Source organism: Pantoea wallisii (genome assembly GCF_002095485.1).
GTDB lineage: Bacteria > Pseudomonadota > Gammaproteobacteria > Enterobacterales > Enterobacteriaceae > Pantoea > Pantoea wallisii.
In genome coordinates this window covers 1-17,035 of the sequence record NZ_MLFS01000040.1, presented here as the reverse complement: position 1 = coordinate 17,035, position 17,035 = coordinate 1, and the positions used below count along the sequence as shown (strand labels likewise).

The 17,035-nt window shown below is 56.3% G+C and carries 17 protein-coding genes, 3 pseudogenes and 1 riboswitch; of the genes and pseudogenes, 14 read left to right on the top strand and 6 right to left on the bottom strand.

The genetic code is table 11. The features are described 5' to 3' along the window. Positions 1–7 precede the first annotated feature (7 nt). On the top strand, positions 8–814 hold the full coding sequence (locus HA48_RS14310; protein ID WP_128601916.1) for a substrate-binding domain-containing protein: 807 nt from the start codon (positions 8–10) through the stop codon (positions 812–814). On the opposite strand, the gene psrA is transcribed toward HA48_RS14310, so the two are convergent. Beyond that, positions 789–1,688, bottom strand: coding sequence for an L-proline-binding transcription factor PsrA (gene psrA / locus HA48_RS14305; protein WP_128601915.1), 900 nt, complete (start codon positions 1,686–1,688; stop codon positions 789–791). The two genes, HA48_RS14310 and psrA, sit on opposite strands and share 26 nt — an antisense overlap. Before the next feature lie 208 nt (positions 1,689–1,896). Here psrA and HA48_RS14300 point away from each other — a divergent pair, with 208 nt between their 5' ends. Continuing rightward, positions 1,897–3,348 (top strand): sugar porter family MFS transporter, encoded by a 1,452-nt coding sequence (locus HA48_RS14300; protein ID WP_128601914.1) that lies wholly within the window; start codon positions 1,897–1,899, stop codon positions 3,346–3,348. A 13-nt stretch (positions 3,349–3,361) separates the two neighbouring features. Here HA48_RS14300 and HA48_RS14295 read toward each other — a convergent pair whose 3' ends face one another. Continuing rightward, positions 3,362–3,529 (bottom strand): DUF2256 domain-containing protein, encoded by a 168-nt coding sequence (locus HA48_RS14295; RefSeq protein ID WP_128601913.1) that lies wholly within the window; start codon positions 3,527–3,529, stop codon positions 3,362–3,364. 285 nt (positions 3,530–3,814) lie between these two features. Here HA48_RS14295 and HA48_RS14290 point away from each other — a divergent pair, with 285 nt between their 5' ends. Further along, a complete protein-coding gene (locus HA48_RS14290; protein WP_128601912.1) occupies positions 3,815–4,024 on the top strand; it encodes a glycine zipper 2TM domain-containing protein in 210 nt (69 codons plus the stop codon). A 195-nt stretch (positions 4,025–4,219) separates the two neighbouring features. On the opposite strand, the gene HA48_RS14285 is transcribed toward HA48_RS14290, so the two are convergent. The 3 genes from HA48_RS14285 to HA48_RS14275 all read right to left on the bottom strand — a co-directional run bounded on the left by HA48_RS14285 (position 4,220) and on the right by HA48_RS14275 (position 6,748). Continuing rightward, positions 4,220–4,657, bottom strand: coding sequence for a 6,7-dimethyl-8-ribityllumazine synthase (locus tag HA48_RS14285; protein ID WP_128601911.1), 438 nt, complete (start codon positions 4,655–4,657; stop codon positions 4,220–4,222). A 238-nt stretch (positions 4,658–4,895) separates the two neighbouring features. Beyond that, a complete protein-coding gene (locus tag HA48_RS14280) occupies positions 4,896–5,552 on the bottom strand; it encodes an isochorismatase family protein (RefSeq protein ID WP_128601910.1) in 657 nt (218 codons plus the stop codon). A 284-nt stretch (positions 5,553–5,836) separates the two neighbouring features. Continuing rightward, a complete protein-coding gene (locus tag HA48_RS14275) occupies positions 5,837–6,748 on the bottom strand; it encodes a LysR family transcriptional regulator (protein WP_167377153.1) in 912 nt (303 codons plus the stop codon). Positions 6,749–7,151: 403 nt separating this feature from the next. On the opposite strand from HA48_RS14275, the gene HA48_RS14270 reads away from it, so the two are divergent. The 11 genes and pseudogenes from HA48_RS14270 (at position 7,152) to nfsB (ending at position 16,183) form a co-directional block, all read left to right on the top strand. Next, entirely contained in the window at positions 7,152–7,649 is a 498-nt protein-coding gene (locus HA48_RS14270) for a helix-turn-helix domain-containing protein (RefSeq protein WP_128601909.1), read from the top strand. Between the two features lie 37 nt (positions 7,650–7,686). Next, a riboswitch (TPP riboswitch) is annotated at positions 7,687–7,806 on the top strand. A 115-nt stretch (positions 7,807–7,921) separates the two neighbouring features. Then, positions 7,922–8,866, top strand: coding sequence for an FAD-dependent oxidoreductase (locus HA48_RS14265; RefSeq protein ID WP_128601908.1), 945 nt, complete (start codon positions 7,922–7,924; stop codon positions 8,864–8,866). Next, a complete protein-coding gene (thiS, locus tag HA48_RS14260; RefSeq protein ID WP_128601907.1) occupies positions 8,850–9,047 on the top strand; it encodes a sulfur carrier protein ThiS in 198 nt (65 codons plus the stop codon). Before HA48_RS14265 ends, thiS begins: the two co-directional genes overlap by 17 nt. A 3-nt stretch (positions 9,048–9,050) precedes the next feature. Continuing rightward, a complete protein-coding gene (locus HA48_RS14255) occupies positions 9,051–9,809 on the top strand; it encodes a thiazole synthase (protein WP_128601906.1) in 759 nt (252 codons plus the stop codon). Between the two features lie 9 nt (positions 9,810–9,818). Next, complete coding sequence (locus HA48_RS14250) at positions 9,819–10,787, top strand: HesA/MoeB/ThiF family protein (protein WP_128601905.1); 969 nt, start codon at positions 9,819–9,821, stop codon at positions 10,785–10,787. Positions 10,788–10,831: 44 nt separating this feature from the next. Beyond that, a pseudogene (locus HA48_RS14245) lies at positions 10,832–11,497 on the top strand (ABC transporter ATP-binding protein); the annotation flags it as partial. Further along, positions 11,481–12,215 (top strand): ABC transporter permease, encoded by a 735-nt coding sequence (locus tag HA48_RS14240; RefSeq protein WP_128601903.1) that lies wholly within the window; start codon positions 11,481–11,483, stop codon positions 12,213–12,215. The pseudogene HA48_RS14245 and the gene HA48_RS14240, both read left to right, overlap by 17 nt. 15 nt (positions 12,216–12,230) lie before the next feature. Then, a pseudogene (locus HA48_RS22950) lies at positions 12,231–13,153 on the top strand (ABC transporter substrate-binding protein). Positions 13,154–13,321: 168 nt separating this feature from the next. Beyond that, the gene (locus tag HA48_RS14230) at positions 13,322–13,786 is read left to right on the top strand and encodes a hypothetical protein (RefSeq protein ID WP_128601902.1); all 465 of its coding nucleotides are present in this window, start codon (positions 13,322–13,324) and stop codon (positions 13,784–13,786) included. A gap of 652 nt (positions 13,787–14,438) precedes the next feature. Continuing rightward, the gene (locus tag HA48_RS14225; protein WP_128601901.1) at positions 14,439–15,440 is read left to right on the top strand and encodes a zinc-binding alcohol dehydrogenase family protein; all 1,002 of its coding nucleotides are present in this window, start codon (positions 14,439–14,441) and stop codon (positions 15,438–15,440) included. An 89-nt stretch (positions 15,441–15,529) separates the two neighbouring features. Then, on the top strand, positions 15,530–16,183 hold the full coding sequence (gene nfsB, locus HA48_RS14220) for an oxygen-insensitive NAD(P)H nitroreductase (protein ID WP_128601900.1): 654 nt from the start codon (positions 15,530–15,532) through the stop codon (positions 16,181–16,183). Positions 16,184–16,222: 39 nt separating this feature from the next. On the opposite strand, the pseudogene HA48_RS14215 reads toward nfsB, so the two are convergent. Further along, a pseudogene (locus HA48_RS14215) lies at positions 16,223–16,992 on the bottom strand (heavy metal sensor histidine kinase). Positions 16,993–17,035 lie beyond the last annotated feature (43 nt).

The window sequence follows — 17,035 nt, the reverse complement described above, 5'->3', positions numbered from 1 at the left end:
GTTGTCCATGCTTAATCAGATTTTAACGTTTAGCGCCGTCGTGGTGTTCGCTTCGCTGAGCAGCAGTGCGCTGGCGCAGGATGTGACGGTAATGATCTCCGGCGGCTTCAAGGCCGCACTGGAAAAGCTTTCGCCATTGTATGAGAAGCAGAGCGGGAACCATGTAGTGATCGTACCGGGTCCTTCGATGGGTAAAACGCCGCAGGCGATACCTAACCGGCTGGCGCGGGGAGAGCAGGCCGATGTGGTGATTATGGTCGGTGATGCGCTCAATAATCTGGCAAAAGATCGCCGCCTTCAGCCGGGCTCTCGTGTAGAGCTGGCCGATTCGCCGATCGGCATGGTGGTGCCAAAGGGGGCTCCTGTACCGGATATCAAAAGTGCAGATACACTGCGCAGCACCTTGCTCAATGCGCGCTCCGTTGCCTATTCGGACAGCGCCAGCGGTCGCTATGTGAGTAATACGCTGTTCAAAAAGCTGGGTATCGATCAGCAGATGCAAACGAAAGCGCAGGTGGTTGAGCGCACCCCTGTGGCTTCCGAAGTGGCAAACGGCAAATACGCTGTGGGGTTTCAGCAGGTGAGTGAGCTGCTGCCGGTGCCGGGCGTAACCTTTGTGGGAGAGCTGCCTGATAACGTCCAGTACATCACCCGATTCGCCGGTGCGGTCACGGCCAATGCTGCCCACCGTCAGGCGGGACAGGCGCTGCTGGCTTTCCTGGCATCGCCAGCGGCGCAAAAAGTGGTGACGGCCACCGGCATGCACACCGTCGCGGCGGGCACTACCGCTAAGCCGCGTGATACTGTTCAGTAATTAGCTTCTCCAGCTCCGCCGCGACGTAAGATTGCGTACGCCCGCGGCGGCGAATCAACCCGACCGAGCGTGTGACCACCGGCTCAATCAGCGGCAAATGGGTCAGCACCGGATGCCCGGATGCCGGCAGTGCCATAGCCGGGACGGCCGCAATACCTATCCCCGCTTCAACCATCCCAAGCAGAGTGGTAACGTGGCGGGTTTCACAAATGCTGGGCCGTGCCGGCACAATATGCCCCAGCGCCTGATCCAGTAGCGTGCGGTTGCCGGAAACCTTATCCAGCCCGATATAATCCTGTTCAAAGAAGGCTTGCCAGGTCAACGCAGGCTTGCGCGTCAGCGGATGGTCGTGGCGACAGGCTGCCACATAAACATCTTCAACCAGCGGCAGGAACTCGATATCCGGCTGCAGGCTTTTCGCAAAACAGATACCAAAATCCGCCTGACCGCTGCTCACTGCCTCAATAACATTGCCAACGCTGCTGTCGATAAGCTTGATGCGCACACGCGGGTAGCGCGCCTGAAAGCGCCGGATCACATCCGGCATAAAGTAGTAGGCGGCTGACGGTACCGTGGCAACGGTCACCAGCCCGGTACGCTCCTGACTGACCTGATTAACATCGGCCAGAATCGCCTCGACATTCGCCAGCAGTTGATCCGAGCGTTCGGCAAAACTTTGTCCGAACAGCGTTAGCGTCACGCGCCGGGTGGTCCGGTCAAACAGTTTGGTTCCAAGTGCGCCCTCCAGCTTCTCAATTCTGCGGCTCAGTGCCGACTGGGAGAGGCAGATGGATTCGGCTGCCAGCCGAAAGTTCCCGTATTCAACCAGCGCGCGGAACGCATACAGATCGTTGAGATCAAAATTAACCGGCATGGCGATGTGCATCCTTTCTGAAGTGGCAGGCAGGCGCCAGGAGGCAACCCAAACCCCGATTCTCCTGTCACCCTATCTGTTTTGCTGGCAGTGATGCTGCCTGTGTCTGAATTAATGTGATTAAGATCCCATTCCTGAATTCACTTCTATACTCATACCTTTCTTTACACAGCAGCAGGCTGTGTTTGTCGTTAAACAGGGATGCATTATGCAGAACACATCACAAAACGCCCCGGACGAGAGTGGAGCGCTTAACCTCTCCGTCCAGCAACGCCTCTTCTTTGTCGTACTCGTCGCCACCATGGGCGCGCTGGCGTATGGCTACGACACCGGCATCATCTCAGGTGCATTGCCCTATATGACGCTGCCCGCCTCACAGGGCGGCCTTGATCTGACACCTTTTACCGAAGGATTGGTCACCTCATCGCTGACGTTTGGCTCTGCGGTGGGGGCATTCCTTAGCGGTTATGTCTCCGATCGCTTTGGTCGCCGTATTACGTTGCGCAGCCTGGCGCTGCTGTTTGTCGCGGGCGCGCTGGGCACCACGGTGGCGCCGAACATCGAAATCATGGTGGTAATGCGCTTTATCCTCGGCATCGCCGTGGGCGGCGGCTCCTCAACGGTGCCGGTTTTCATTGCGGAGATTGCCGGCCCGAAAAAACGGGCACCGCTGGTCAGCCGCAACGAGTTGATGATCGTTTCAGGCCAACTGCTGGCGTATATCGTGAGCGCCGCCATGAGCCTGCTGCTGCACGATGCACACATGTGGCGCTATATGCTGGCGCTGGCGATGGTGCCGGGCGTGCTGCTATTTATCGGCACCTTTTTTGTGCCGGCTTCACCGCACTGGATGGTGGCGGAGGGCCGGTTCAATGAGGCGCTGCGTATTCTGCGTAAGCTGCGTGAGAATCCACGCGATATCAAAAAAGAGATGGCTGAGATGCGCCAAAATGCGCGTGAAGCGCGTCAGGGGCCTGCCGCTCGTGAGCTACTGAAAGAGAAATGGATTGTTCGCCTGTTCGTGATGGGCTGCGGCATGGGCATTGTGCTGCAGTTCACCGGCGTTAACGCCTTTATGTATTACACGCCGATTATCCTGAAAAGCACCGGCCTGGGCACCAGCGCCTCGATTGCTGCCACCATCGGTAATGGCGTGGTTTCCGTGCTGGCGACCTTTGCCGGCATAAAAGCTATCAGCCACTTTGGCCGCCGTCCGATGCTGATGACCGGCTTATCGATTGTCATCGCCATGCAGCTGGCGCTCGGCGCCGTGCTGGTATTTATGCCAAACAGCATGATGCAGAGCCTGCTGGCGCTGGGCTGCATTCTGGTATTTCTGTTTTTTATGCAGATGTGCATCTCACCGGTTTACTGGCTGCTGATGTCGGAGCTGTTCCCGATGAAAGTGCGCGGCGTGCTGACCGGCTCTGCCGTGGCGTTTCAGTGGATCTGTAACGCCGTGGTGGCTTTTGCCTTCCCGCCGCTGCTGTCGCTGGTAGGGAATAACGCCTTCTTTATTTTTGCCGCCATCAACGTCGGTTCACTGGTGTTTGTGCTGCGGGTTCTGCCGGAAACGCGCGGCAAATCGCTTGAGCAGATCGAAACGCACATGCGTGAGCGCTTCGGTGAAGGGGAGGAGGCCTCATCGCCGGCGGCGTAATCAACCCATGCTGCTAACCGTTGTCGTCCGTGCGGCGCTTTGCCTCACGGCGACAACGTTCTGAACAGTACTGCACTTCATCCCAGCACTTCGCCCACTTTTTACGCCATGTCATCGGCCGCTGGCACTGTTTACAGTAGCGCACCGGCAGGGCCTGTTTATTACCTTTAAAATCTTTCATGTGCGTTTACTCCGCAGGAGATACCTCTCGCACTTTACATCACGTTCTAATGATAACCCCTGACCGGTTTTTATTAATGCGGGCCAGAAACGTGGTCGCTGCTTAATTATCCAGCAGGGCTGGCAGGGCCATACCAAAATAGGAATATTTACCTTTCGCAAAATCGAAAAGCACCATAAATTTGCGTCCAGTAAGGAGCAGTGTGCGCCAGGGAACAGGTGTTTAAACAACAATCAAATTTAACACTATTACATTCCATTAAAATTAATGGTAATGAGGATTTTGATGCTTTTAAAACGCAGCTTTAGTATTGCCGTGGTATTACTGGTGACCTTATCTGTCACTGCCTGTGGCATGTCACACCGTGGCAGAAACACTGCTATTGGTGCCGGCGTTGGCGCGGTCGGTGGCGCGGTACTCACCGGGGGCAGCACCTTCGGAACGCTGGGCGGTGCAGCGATTGGTGGCCTGATTGGTCACGAAGTAAGCCGTTAATCCCCGTTTTTATAAACGGTTTCATCCGGCGGACAAACGATGAAACCGTTAATATCTTTTCTTATTCACGGCAATTTTTCACGTAACAGCAGACGTCCTTTCAAACGCTAATATACTCAACCAAAAATAACCTCCATCGGCTGACGTGCAGAGACGGCCCGTTATCAACGTTAAATAACGTGCCGCCCGGAATAATCAATCAATCGACAGCTGATGAATAGCCAGAGCCGCGCGGGCAGCTTCTTTACCCTTTTTAATGAAGTGATCAGTGTAGAACGTTTCAATAACCTCTACCGGCTGGAAGTTGTGCGGCGTTAATGAAACAGAGAACACCGGCACATTCGTGCTGAGCTGCACACTCATCAGGCCATCTACCACTGCCTGTGCAACAAAGTCGTGACGGTAAATGCCGCCATCCACTACCAGCGCGGCGCAGACGATAGCGTCATAGCTACCGGTTTCTGCCAGACGCTTCGCCAGTAAAGGCATCTCAAAAGCACCCGGCACATCGAATGTTTTAAGTTTGTGGTCAACAGCCTGATCGGCCAGCTCCTGACGGAAGCCAACCAGCGCATTGTTAACGATCTCCTGATGCCATCCCGCTTTAATAAAGGCAATTCTGAAATGAGTCATAATACTTCCATAATTAGCTGAAAAATTTATAAGTGGATAATAACGTTCTGGTTTTATCCATTATCGATAATTGGTTTGGTATACCATATGTTGCGATTTTGATCCATTAGTGATTCATACAGCGTTGGGCTAAGCATGATAAGTGCGCAGGCATAACGCAAAAACCCGCGCGCGCGGGGGAAAACCTCGTTGCCTGATGGAGGATGAGCGATGAGTGAGGCAGGTTTTATTGCACCACTTATTTCTGGCCGTGCACCATATCGTAGGCGTACTGGATACCAATACCAAAAGCGCCCGCGTGTTTCTGACTGATGGCACTGGTCAGGTCGTAGGTCTCTTTGCGCTCCCAGTCACGCTGCAGTTCAAGCAGATAGTTAACCGCAGTAACCGGGCGGGCGCCTGCCTGGATCATGCGCTGAATAGCCATCTGGTGAGCTTCTTCTGTCATATCACCGCTGGCATCGGTAACGATATAGACCTCAAAACCCTGCTCCAGGGCACTCTGTACCGGGCCATTCAGGCAGACAGATGTCCACAGGCCAGCAAACACCAGGCGGTCGCGGCCCAGTGCATTGACGCCATCGATAAAGTTTTGATCTTCCCAGGCATTAGAGGTGGTGCGGTTGATGTACGGTTTTTCAGATTCAGGGAATACCGCCGAGAGCTCAGGAAATACCGGGCCGGCAAAGTCGTTACGCGAAATAGTAGAGATCAATGTCGGAACAGAGAAGCCTTTTGCGGTTTCAGCCAGAATTGCCACGTTAGCGCGAAGATCGCCGATGCTGATAGTTTTTGTGTTAAAGGCCATTTGCCCCTGATGATCCAGCAGGATCAGTGCATGGTTATGGGGATTTAACAGATTTTTACCTTCAGCGGCGATTGCTTTGATGGTCATGCTTTTTTAATCCTTATGGAGGTTGATTAATATGTCGTTGTTCCCGACGCAGAAGACTATAAAAAATAAGCCGGTCCGTGTCTGTGCGCTGTTGGAAAACGCACTTTGCAAAAATACACATTGTTATTTCCGGATTGTAAGGGACATTGAAAAGTATCGGAGAGCTTATTCTGAATAGATGGATAAATAAGAGAACCCGGCAAGTGCCGGGTCGGGAATAAAATTATCAGATTTGCGTCAGTGTGGATTAATTGTGGATTCAGGGAAGCATAAAGTTTGACGTCTCAGGGGACAATGCCAAATATATTTTCGCGTTCGTCAGTTAAATATTGAATACAGTGGTTCATGAATTCGCGCACCTTGGCGGATTTTCTGACATCCGGATGCGCAAGAAACCACAGGTCCTCTTTGATTTCCGCAAACACCGGCGAAATTCGCACCAGGTTCTCCTGCTCATCACCATGCATACAGGGCAGAAGCCCTACGCCGATACCGCCAGCGACGGCAGCGGCCACGCTGAGAATCGAGTTACCGCGGAAGCGAACTTTCTCCGGCGCAATGTTCTCCTCAACCCAGGTAAAAGCCTTGAGCTTAGAGAGGCTGTGACTGAATGAAGACCACTCCAGCTCGCCAAGTTGCGCCATCTCTGCGTGTTTGCCTGTCCACTTTGTGCGGCTGCCATACACGGCCCACGTGGCCGACCCCACTTTTCGGCCAGACAAATGTTCGGGCACATTATAGGTGGCGCGAAACGCGATATCCGCTTGTCCTTCTGAGAGGTTAGCCGATTCATTGCCCACTGAAACCACGAACGAAATTTTCGGGTTTTTATCAGTGAACGTGGCAATCAGCGGTACGAGGTAGTCGTAAAGCAGCGCATCGGATGTGGTGATGCGAATCACCCCGGAAAACCCGCGCACCTCTTCTGTGATGCTGCGCAGAACACCGTTCACATCATCCTCTACGCGATGCGCCAGCGAAATCAGCTCAGCGCCGGGTACGGTGGGCACATATTGCGAGCGCCGGCGTAAGAAGAGAGAGAGCCCGAGGACCGATTCGATAGCGCCTAACCGGCGAAACAGGGTTGAGTGGTTCATATCAAGCGCTTCAGAAGCCCGGGAGAGATTTCCATGTTCACCCACGGCGAGGACAACCTTTAAATCATCCCACGAAAAGCGATTAATGATGTTTTGCATCGCTGATGCCTTTCGTTAGTGGCGCATGCGCGCGCGGTGATAAATTTATCATTTTATTTTGTCTCCCTCTGGTGCTAATTCGGCCTCCGATCTTGCATAAAATTTTCCGCTAAACGTGGCGTTTAGGGCGATTCAGCGCGCTAACTTGCGGGGTGGTTCGTTTTATTCCACATGTCAACGCATGGTGAAAACATAGATTAACAAGGTGATAAACAGTGTCGCCGAAAGCGGCAGCGTAATGTTACTGAATGTACGCTTTGTGACAATTTCCCGCAGTACAAACTCTGCTTTGCAAAATTTCAAACAACTCACTTTCCGCCATGCGTATATTTTAAAGCCCTGCGGGAAGTCATTATCCCGGCTTCACCCGAGTCCGTTAATACCTGACTAATGAGGTGCACAGATGTACGCGGAAAAATTTAATATTCGCCTCTCGGTTGTCATTGAAATGATCCACTGGATTAATAAGAACCTCGATCGGACTATTCAGGCTAAAGATGTTACCCGGCAAAGCGGATATACCCACTGGCATTTCCAGCGCCTGTTTCGCGAAGTCACCGGTTACACGTTATCGGACTATATACGTTTATCGCGTATTCTGATGGTGGCTCATGCGCTGGCGACCTCGCCCTTAAAGATTACCCACATCTGCTTCGACCATGGATTTCCCAGCCAGCAGGCGCTGGCGAGACTGTTTCGACAATATTGTCACTGTACGCCAACGGAGTTCCGGCGCAGTGCACGCGATAATCCTGATTTTCTCTCCTCTTTTACCGGGGCATTACTGAAGCAGCACAGACATAACCCAACCGCGACGGGCAAGGTGGAAAGAGGCCATTGCTTACGAACGCGGCTCGCCGTTTCCGCCATAAACCGAGAGCCTGGTCGGTGCGCATGTTAACGCGCCGCTTGACGCCAGCCAGCACCTGCAATACAAATAGAGCCGTCGGGGGAGTCTCGCCAAAGAGACTGAGAGGCTAATAGCGCACTGCGCGGCTTAGCGACCCTTTGAACCTGACCCAGTTGATACTGGCGTAGGAAGACTGACGGTCCGCTTCCGGATCGTCTGGCGCAAGGTCCGCGGGATCGTGCGTTTCCCTCCTCCTGTATCTGCGGGTCTCAGTGAAACTGAGAGGCCGATGTGAACTCCCCCCAAATTTCGGAACTGGCTGCATGAGCCGCTGGAGCATTCTTGGCTGCGGCGTGGCCGGCCTTTGCGTTGCCACTTTGCTGGCGGAGCAGGGCGAAGCGGTTGAAGTGATTGGCGATGATGCGCGCCTTCCCGCCTCGTGGTTTGCCGGCGGCATGTTGGCCCCCTGGTGTGAAGCTGAAAGTGCGCCAGCGGATGTCATCACGCTTGGGCAATATTCAGCGGCCTGGTGGCAACAGCGCGTCAGCGGCGTGCAGCATAACGGTACGCTGGTGGTTGCGCCGCCGCGCGATAGCCAGGAGCTGAACCGCTTTGCCCGCATGACCGACCAGCATCAATGGGTCAATCCGGCTGATATTGAACCGGCGCTGGCGGGGCGCTTTGCCCGCGGGCTGTTTTTTGCCGGTGAAGCGCATCTTGATCCGCGTCGGGCACTCACCGAGATGCGGCAAACCTTACAGCAGTGCGGCGTCCGTTTTGATGCACGCCAGCCTTCCGGGCAGGTTATCGATTGTCGTGGCATTCATGCCCGAACCCAGCTGCCGCGCCTGCGGGCGGTGCGCGGGGAGATGCTGATTCTCCAGAGTCATGAAGTGCAGTTCGACCGGCCCATCCGCCTGCTGCATCCGCGGTTCCCCTGTTATCTGGTGCCGCGCCGCGAGGGGCACTTTATGCTCGGCGCAACCATGGTTGAGAGCGACGATGCCAGCCCTATCAGCGCCCGCGCCATGATGGAGCTGCTCAGTGCGGCCTATGCCATCCATCCGGCGCTGGCGGAAGCACGCATTATCGAAAGCGGCAGCGGCTTGCGTCCGGCCTATCCGGCAAACCTGCCGGAGATCCATTATCACCAACACACTTTTTATCTTAACGGCATGTATCGTCACGGTTTTCTGCTGGCTCCCATGATGGCAGAACAGCTGATGCAGCGCCTCTCTGCGGAGACTCATCATGAACATTCAGCTTAATGGCCGCGCCGTCACTACCGGGGCGCATACCCTCAGTGAACTGCTGATGGAACAGCAGATTGACGCAGCGTGCGTTGCCAGCGCCTGCAACGGCAACTTTGTTCCTAAAAGTCAGTACGACACCCTCCAGCTGGAGGAGGGCTGTCAGCTTGAAGTCCTGTCACCGATGCAGGGGGGCTAAGGCATGTTTTACGATTTCGAAGGGCACTCACGCTTCCTGCTGGGCACGGCGGGCTACCCATCACCTGCCATTTTACAGCAGGCGATCGCCGCTGCGGGCACGCAAATTATTACCGTCAGTTTACGCCGGGAGGGCGCGGCGGGCGCCGCCTTCCGCGATCTGTTGACCGGGCTGAATATCCGCGTGCTGCCTAATACGGCAGGCTGCCATACCGTTAAAGAGGCGGTGACGACCGCGCACATGGCGCGTGAGCTGTTTAATACCGACTGGATCAAGCTGGAGGTGATTGGTCACGCCGATACGCTGCAGCCCGATCCGTTTGCCCTGGTGGAAGCCGCTCGCACTCTCTGTGCTGACGGCTTCAGGGTGTTCCCCTATACCACGGAAGATCTCATCGTCGGGGAAAAACTGCTGGAGGCAGGCTGTGAAGTGCTGATGCCGTGGGGCGCACCCATTGGCTCCGGCCAGGGCTTGCGCAACATTGATGGCCTGCGCGCCATGCGGGCGTGGTTCAGTGATATCCCTTTAATCATTGATGCGGGCATTGGCGCCCCTTCGCAGGCTGCGCAGGCGATGGAGCTGGGGTTCGATGGCATCCTGCTCAATACCGCCGTGGCGAAAGCGGGCGATCCCGTTGGCATGGCGCAGGCGTTTCGTCTGGCAATAGAGGCCGGACAAGCTGCACGCGCTGCCGGATTGATGGAGAGACGCGATATGGCGGTGGCCTCAACGCCAATCTTTGGCCTGGCAAACCTGAGCTAAGGGGCAACCATGGAACGCTATCAACGGCAGATGATGCTGCCGGAAATCGGAGAGTCCGGCCAGCGCAGACTGGCACAAGCGCGGGTGCTGGTGGCCGGAGCAGGCGGATTGAGCGCCACGCTATTGCCTCAGCTGGTGGGCGCCGGCGTCGGTTTTATCCATCTGTATGACGACGACAAGGTGGCACTGCACAATCTGCATCGGCAGACACTATTTACCCAGCAGGATATCGGTAAATCAAAAGCGCTGAGCGCGCAGCAGGCCCTGCAACAGCGCAATCCCGGGGTGCAGGTTGCGGTGATGGAACAGGCGCTGAGCGCCAGCAACGTGACGCAGGCGATTGCTGGGTGCGACCTGGTGATCGATGCCGCCGATAACTTTGCGGTGACTTATCAATTATCCGACGCCTGTTACAGCGCGGGCATCCCGCTGATCAGTGCCTCGGTGCTGGGACGGCAGGGCTATGTCGGCGGATTCTGCGGCGGCGCGCCGAGCTATCGCGCCCTGTTTCCGCGTTTACCCGCATCGGCGGCGAACTGTAATACCGCTGGCGTCATGGGGCCGGCGGTAGCGACGCTGGGCGCGATGCAGGCGCAGATGGCGCTTAGCGTGCTGCTGGAGTTTCAGCCCTCGCCGCTCGGCTGTCTGGTGAACTGTGACTTCGTTCACTGGCACTTTCGTCAGTTCCGCTTTGATGATGCGGCAGAGCCCGAACAGCCGGTGATCCCCTTTATTGATGTGGCACAGCTCAGCGCGGAGGACTGCATTGTTGAATTGCGCAGCCACGAAGAAGCCCCGCTGAGCGTGGCACAGCACGTGCAGCGCATTCTGCCGCAGGCCCTGACGCACTGGCAGCCTCCTGAAGATCGTCGCATCGTGCTGGTGTGTGCCAGCGGAATACGCGCCTCGCAGGCGGCGACGGCGCTGTCTGCGCGCGGCTGTGCCCGGCTGGCGATCCTGGCGGCCGGACGTTCATGAGTGACATCCGGTTTAACGACGTCAGCTTTGCCTGGGGTGACGTGCCACTCTGTCAGCAGCTCAATGTGCAACTGCGCGGCGGTACAACCACGGTCCTGCTTGGCTGTAGCGGCATCGGTAAAAGCACGCTATTGCGCCTGGTGGCGGGCCTGCTGTCGCCTCAGCAGGGCAGCATCAGCGGTGTGAGCGGCAGCGTGGCGTGGATGGGGCAGCAGGACCTGCTCTATCCGTGGCTTAGCGTGCTGGAGAACGTCATGCTGGCCGCGCGCTTACAGGGCGTCAAACCGGATCGCACGCGCGCGCTGGCGCTATTGGCGCAGGTGAAGCTGGCGGAGGTGGCGCAGGCTGCGCCGCACCAGCTCTCAGGCGGGATGCGGCAGCGGGTGGCGTTGGCGCGCACGCTCTATGCACAGCGCGATGTGGTGCTGATGGATGAGCCGTTCGCCACGCTGGACGTGATGACCAAACTGAGGCTGCAAACCCTGACCGCCAGGCTGTTACAGGACAAAACGGTACTGCTGGTGACGCACGATCCGCTGGAGGCCTGCCGCCTGGCCGACGACATTCTGCTGCTGCACGGCCAGCCGCTGCAGATTGAGCGCTGGCCGGTGCCGGAAGGTATCGTGCCGCGTGATATCGATGATTTAGCGCTGTTACAGGCGCAAAGCGAACTCTTCTCCCGACTCAATACCTATGAAAAAACTGTGTAGCGCAATCTATCTGATCGCCGTGTTGCTGGGTGCCTGGCTGTTGGCGCGTCACAACGGTGTGCCCGATTTTCTGCTGCCCGCACCGCAGGCGGTACTGGACGCGCTGTGGCACAAGCGGCAGCTGCTGTGGCATCACGCACTGTTCACGCTGGCGGAAATTGTGCTTGCTTTGCTGCTTGGCGTAGGGGGCGGGGTCGGCCTGGCCGTGCTGATGGCGTCCAGCGCGGTGATGCGCCGGCTGCTGTTTCCGCTGGTAACGGCCAGCCAGGCGATCCCGGTCTTTGCGCTGGCGCCGCTGCTGGTGTTATGGCTGGGGTTTGGCGTCGCCTCCAAGGTTGTTGTGGCGGCGCTGATTCTGTTCTTCCCTCTCTGTTTATCACTGTTTGACGGACTGTGCCGTACGCCTGGCGGCTGGCTGGAGCTGGCGCAGACTCTGCACCGCTCACGCTGGCGCCTGTTCTGGCACGTCCGCTGGCCGGCAGCGCTGCCGCACTTCTTCTCCGGCTTGCAGATGGCAGTGGTGCTGGCACCGATTGGCGTGGTAATAGGCGAGTGGGTCGGTGCCAGCGAAGGGCTGGGTTATCTGATGATGCAGTCCAATGCCCGACTGGAGACCGCCACCAGTTTCGCTTCACTGCTGCTGCTACTGACTCTGGCGCTGCTGCTTTCAGGTTGCGTCGCGCTGCTGCGCAAAAAATTTCTCTGGCACTCATCCTAAGGACGCACTTTGACTATGTTACGTACGCTTTTTACGGCACTCCTGTTATTCATCACCGCCAGCGCTCACGCAGAGGAGAAGGTACGGCTGCTGCTGGACTGGTTTGTGAATCCGAACCATGCGGCAATCTTTGCGGCGCAATACAGCGGTGCTTTTAAGCAGCAGGGCATTGAGGTGGAGATGATTGCACCGGCTGATTCGGCCTCTGTTCCGCTGCTGCTGGCCGCAGGCAAAGCCGATCTCGCCATCAGTTATCAGCCGCAGCTCTACACGCTGGTGGATAAAGCGGTGCCGGTAATACGGGTTGGCACACTGATCAATCAGCCACTCAATACGCTGACAACGCTCTCTGGCGATATCCACTCGATCAGGGATTTTGCCGGCAAACGTTGGGATACGCCATTCCGGGCTTTGAGGATGTGGCGATCCGCAGCATGCTCAAGTCTCAGGGCGTTGATGTGGATTCGGTGAAGCTGATTAACCTGAATATGGATGCGGTATCGGCGTTGCTGACGCATAAAATCGACGGCGCAATGACGGTTTATCGTAACTATGAGTTACTGGATTTAAAAGACAGAGGCGCCACGCCGCAGGTGTTCAGACCGGAAGATTACGGTGTACCGGCCTATGATGAACTGATCATTCTGGCGAACCAGCACTCGGCTGCGCAGGACAAACGCATTGGCGCCTTCCTGCGCGGCCTTGACGCGGGCGTTGCCTGGCTGCGCGCGCATCCTGATGAAGCGTGGCAGGCATTTATTAAACACTATCCGGAGCTCAATACGCCGCTGAATCAGCAGGCCTGGCGGGCGACGTTACCCTGGTTCGCCACGCACAGCGCGCAGTTCGACCAGGCGCGCTACCAGGCATTCGGTGAATATATGAAGGCGAACGGGCTGATCACGCACGTAGCACCGATGACGCGCTATTCGTTGTAGCAGTTACGCTGTTTCAGGATGCGATGGAACGAGAGGCTGGGTTAAACAGCCTCTTTTTAAACGAATTCTAAACGGTTTTCGGATAATACTGGAATTTTGTGACTGTCATCACTCCGGCAGGCACGCTAAAATAAATACTTCTCATTCAGCAGAGGTTTTTACGTCACGATGTTTTCGCGTTTCTCTCTGGCCACATTAACGGCCGCATTACTGCTCTCCGGTTGTGCACGTCACGCCGCTACCGATAACAGCGCATCAGCTGATGCCCCGGCTCCCGCTACCGCCGCTGCACCGATTGAGAATCAGGATTCCGCCTCGCCCTTTGCCAGCGGCCCTACGGTGATCAATGTTTCGCACCTGGTTACGCGCACCGATGATGGCTCATCGGTATACCTGACCGTCGACGGTCAGGATGCGGGGATGCTGCAAAAAGGTGAAAACCGGCTGATCCACGTCCCGGCTGGTAAGCATCAGGTGGGAGGATATGTGCAGACGCTGTTTGGTTTTGGCAAGGTAACCATTCAGGCTGTCGATATTACCACCGACGCCAATACCCCGAAAAACGTGGTCTACTCGGTTACCCGTCAGAAACCCCAGTTCAGCGAAACCGCCGCTGCGCCCAACAACTCCTGATATTTCCGGTGCTGGCATAACGCCAGCACTGCCTCGTCCGGCTTATTAAGCGTGTTACTCATAATCTGCATCGGCCAGGTGTTTATTCCAGAAAGGCATAGACCATCTCGATGGCATTAATCATCACAACGAACAAAATGATATGGCTGAGCAGATTTATTGAAATGGTTTTGGTGCGCAACATTATCTATCCAAAATTAACATTAGCGGTAAGAGGTGTTGTTAACTATTACCGATTAAGATAAGGATTACTATGCTATGCCACTAATATCATAGAGTTGCGTCAAGTCTTACGAAATCATTTCTGATACTAATCGTTGAGTTTATTATGATTTTTAATGGCAATAGTTTTATGTTTTAAAGATTAATCCAGGGCCCGCTTTATAAATGGTTGGTCTTGATTAATGTGATGCTTCGCAAAGAAATTATTAAATTCCCCTGTTCATTCCGGGCGGCAAAATTAATTTCTTACTGCTGCGTGCACGATAAACGCCAGCGTCCTGGCGGTGCGCATCCCGCCGCTACGCTTCGCGGTAAAAGATTTTCACTCCGCGAGTGAAAGTGTTCACCTGCAAGCGCTATGTTTTCGCTCTCCACGCCCCGATATGCTGCCTGTCACCGGCCATAAGACTACAGAAAAAGGATCTCTGATATGAAAGCGATTGTTTACACCCAAAACGGCTTGCCGATTGCTGATGAAAAAGCCCTGTACGAGGTGGATCTCGCTAAACCGCAGCCGGGCCCGCGCGATCTGCTGGTAAAAATCAGCGCCATTGCGGTCAATCCGGTGGATACCAAAGTGCGTGCCGGTTCACCGGCAGACAAACCGCGCATCCTGGGCTGGGACGCGGTTGGCGTTGTAGAGGCAATGGGTGCCGACGTCACGCTGTTCCAGCCGGGCGATGAGGTGTTCTACGCCGGTGATATTACCCGCGCCGGAAGCTACGCCGAATATGGGCTGGTGGATGAGCGCATCGCCGGACACAAGCCGCGTTCACTCAGCGATGCGGATGCCGCTGCGCTGCCGCTGACGTCTCTGACCGCGTGGGAGCTGCTGTTTGATCGTCTTGAGGTGAAAGCCGGGGATAATGCGGCACTGCTGATCATCGGTGCTGGCGGCGGCGTGGGCTCAATCCTCACACAGCTGGCGCGAAAACTGACCGGCCTGACGGTCATTGGCACCGCGTCGCGTGCGGAAACCGCGGAGTGGGTACGCGCGCTCGGGGCGCACCATGTGATTGATCATCAGCGCCCGCTGGGCGAGCAGCTGGCGGCCATCGGACACAAAGAGGTGCGCTACGTCGCCTCACTCACGCATACGGATAGCTACTACACGCAGCTGATCGATGTGCTGGCGCCGCAGGGCAAGCTGGCATTGATTGACGATCCGGAAACCCTGGATGCCGTACCGCTGAAGCGCAAAGCTATCTCGCTGCACTGGGAGCTGATGTTTACCCGTTCGCTGTTCCAGACCGGCGATATGCAGCGTCAGCATGAGATTTTACAGCAGATTAGCCAGCTGATTGATAACCAGACGCTGCAGACGACGGCCGGCGAGCATCACGGCACCATTAACGCGGCAAACCTGCGCAAAGCGCATGCGCTGATTGAGAGCGGACGCGCGCGCGGAAAAATCGTGCTTAGCGGCTTTTAACCGGTTGAAACACTTTGCTTTACCCGGCAGCCCGCTACGGCAGTTATCGTAGCGGCTCGCTGTTACGCTCACTACTCAGGAAAAATTTTATGACACTCAATGATGCTGTTATCCGTCGCCATACTGTGAAAGCGTTTGAAAGCGGTAAGAGCCTGCCGCAGGAGGAGATTGACACGCTGCTTAATCTGCTGCGTAACAGCCCTTCATCGGTAAACTCCCAGCCATGGCACTTTGTTGTCGCCGCCACGCCGGAAGGGCGTGAGCTGATGGCGCAATCGACTCGTGGCGCCTTCGTCTATAACGAGCCAAAAGTGCTGCACGCTTCGCATGTTATCGCCCTGTGCATGCGCACCGATCTGGATGAAGCTCACCTGCAAAGTGTGCTGGCGCAGGAGGAGAGTGATGGTCGTTTTGCCAAACCTGAAGCGAAAGCGGGACAGGATAAGAGCCGTCGCAGCTATGTCGATATGCACCGTTATGAGCAGCGAGATATCCCGCAGTGGATGGAAAAGCAGGTCTATCTGGCGCTGGGCGGCCTGCTGCTGGGCGCAGCGATGCTGGGAATCGATGCGACGCCAATGGAGGGGTTTGATCAGCGCGTGCTCGATCAGGCGCTGGGCCTGCGGGAGAAGGGCTTTACCAGCGTGGTGCTGGTTTCGCTTGGCTACCGTAGCGATGCGGATTTCAACGCCACCCTGCCAAAATCGCGCTTGCCGCAGGATAACGTGTTCACCTTTATCTGATCCCCTGCTCCGGTGCGCCCGCCTGCGCACCGGGCATATTCAGGGCAGTTGTTGTGGGAACAGCAGACTAAAGCGGTTTACGCCTTGCGAGCTGCTCACCGTACAGCGGCCCTGATGCAGCTGCATAATCGTACGCACGATGGATAAACCGAGGCCGCTGCTGCCCTGATGGCGGGACGCCTCGCGCGCCAGAAGCGATCGAAGATACGTGCCTGATGTGCATCGCTCAGAGGCGGACCCTGATTTTCCACCACCAGCGCCATGCTCGTGGTCTGTGTCTGGCTGTAGACGCAGATCGCCGTACCGGGTTCGCCATAGCGCAGCGCATTGGCGATCAGGTTGGCCAGCGCGCGCTGCAACAGCAGCGGATCGGCATGCAGCTCACCCTGCAGTGCCATAACCAGCGGCATGCTGTGCTCCTCTGCCATCCCCTCGAAGTAGTCCTGCAATTTCTCACCCAACTGCGCCAGATCGATCGGCTGTCGATCTATCGCCTGGCTGGCATCTTCCGCTTTAGCGAGAAAGAGCATGTTGTCGATCATCTTCGCCAGCCGCTCCAGCTCCTCATAATTGGAGCCCAGCAGCGCCTGGTAGTCGCTGATGCTGCGCGGCTGAGTCAGCGCCACTTCGGTCTGGCCAATGAGCGTATTGATTGGCGTGCGCAGGTCATGCGCCATATCCGCTGACACCTGACTCAGCTGCTGATAGCCCGTCTCCAGACGACTCAGCATCTGATTAAACGCAGCCAGCAAGGGTTGCAGTTCACCGGGTGCCCGTTCGAGTTGAATGCGATGCGCCAGACGGCGCACATCTATCTCATCCACTTCGGCGGCCAGCCGGCGCAGCGGCGCC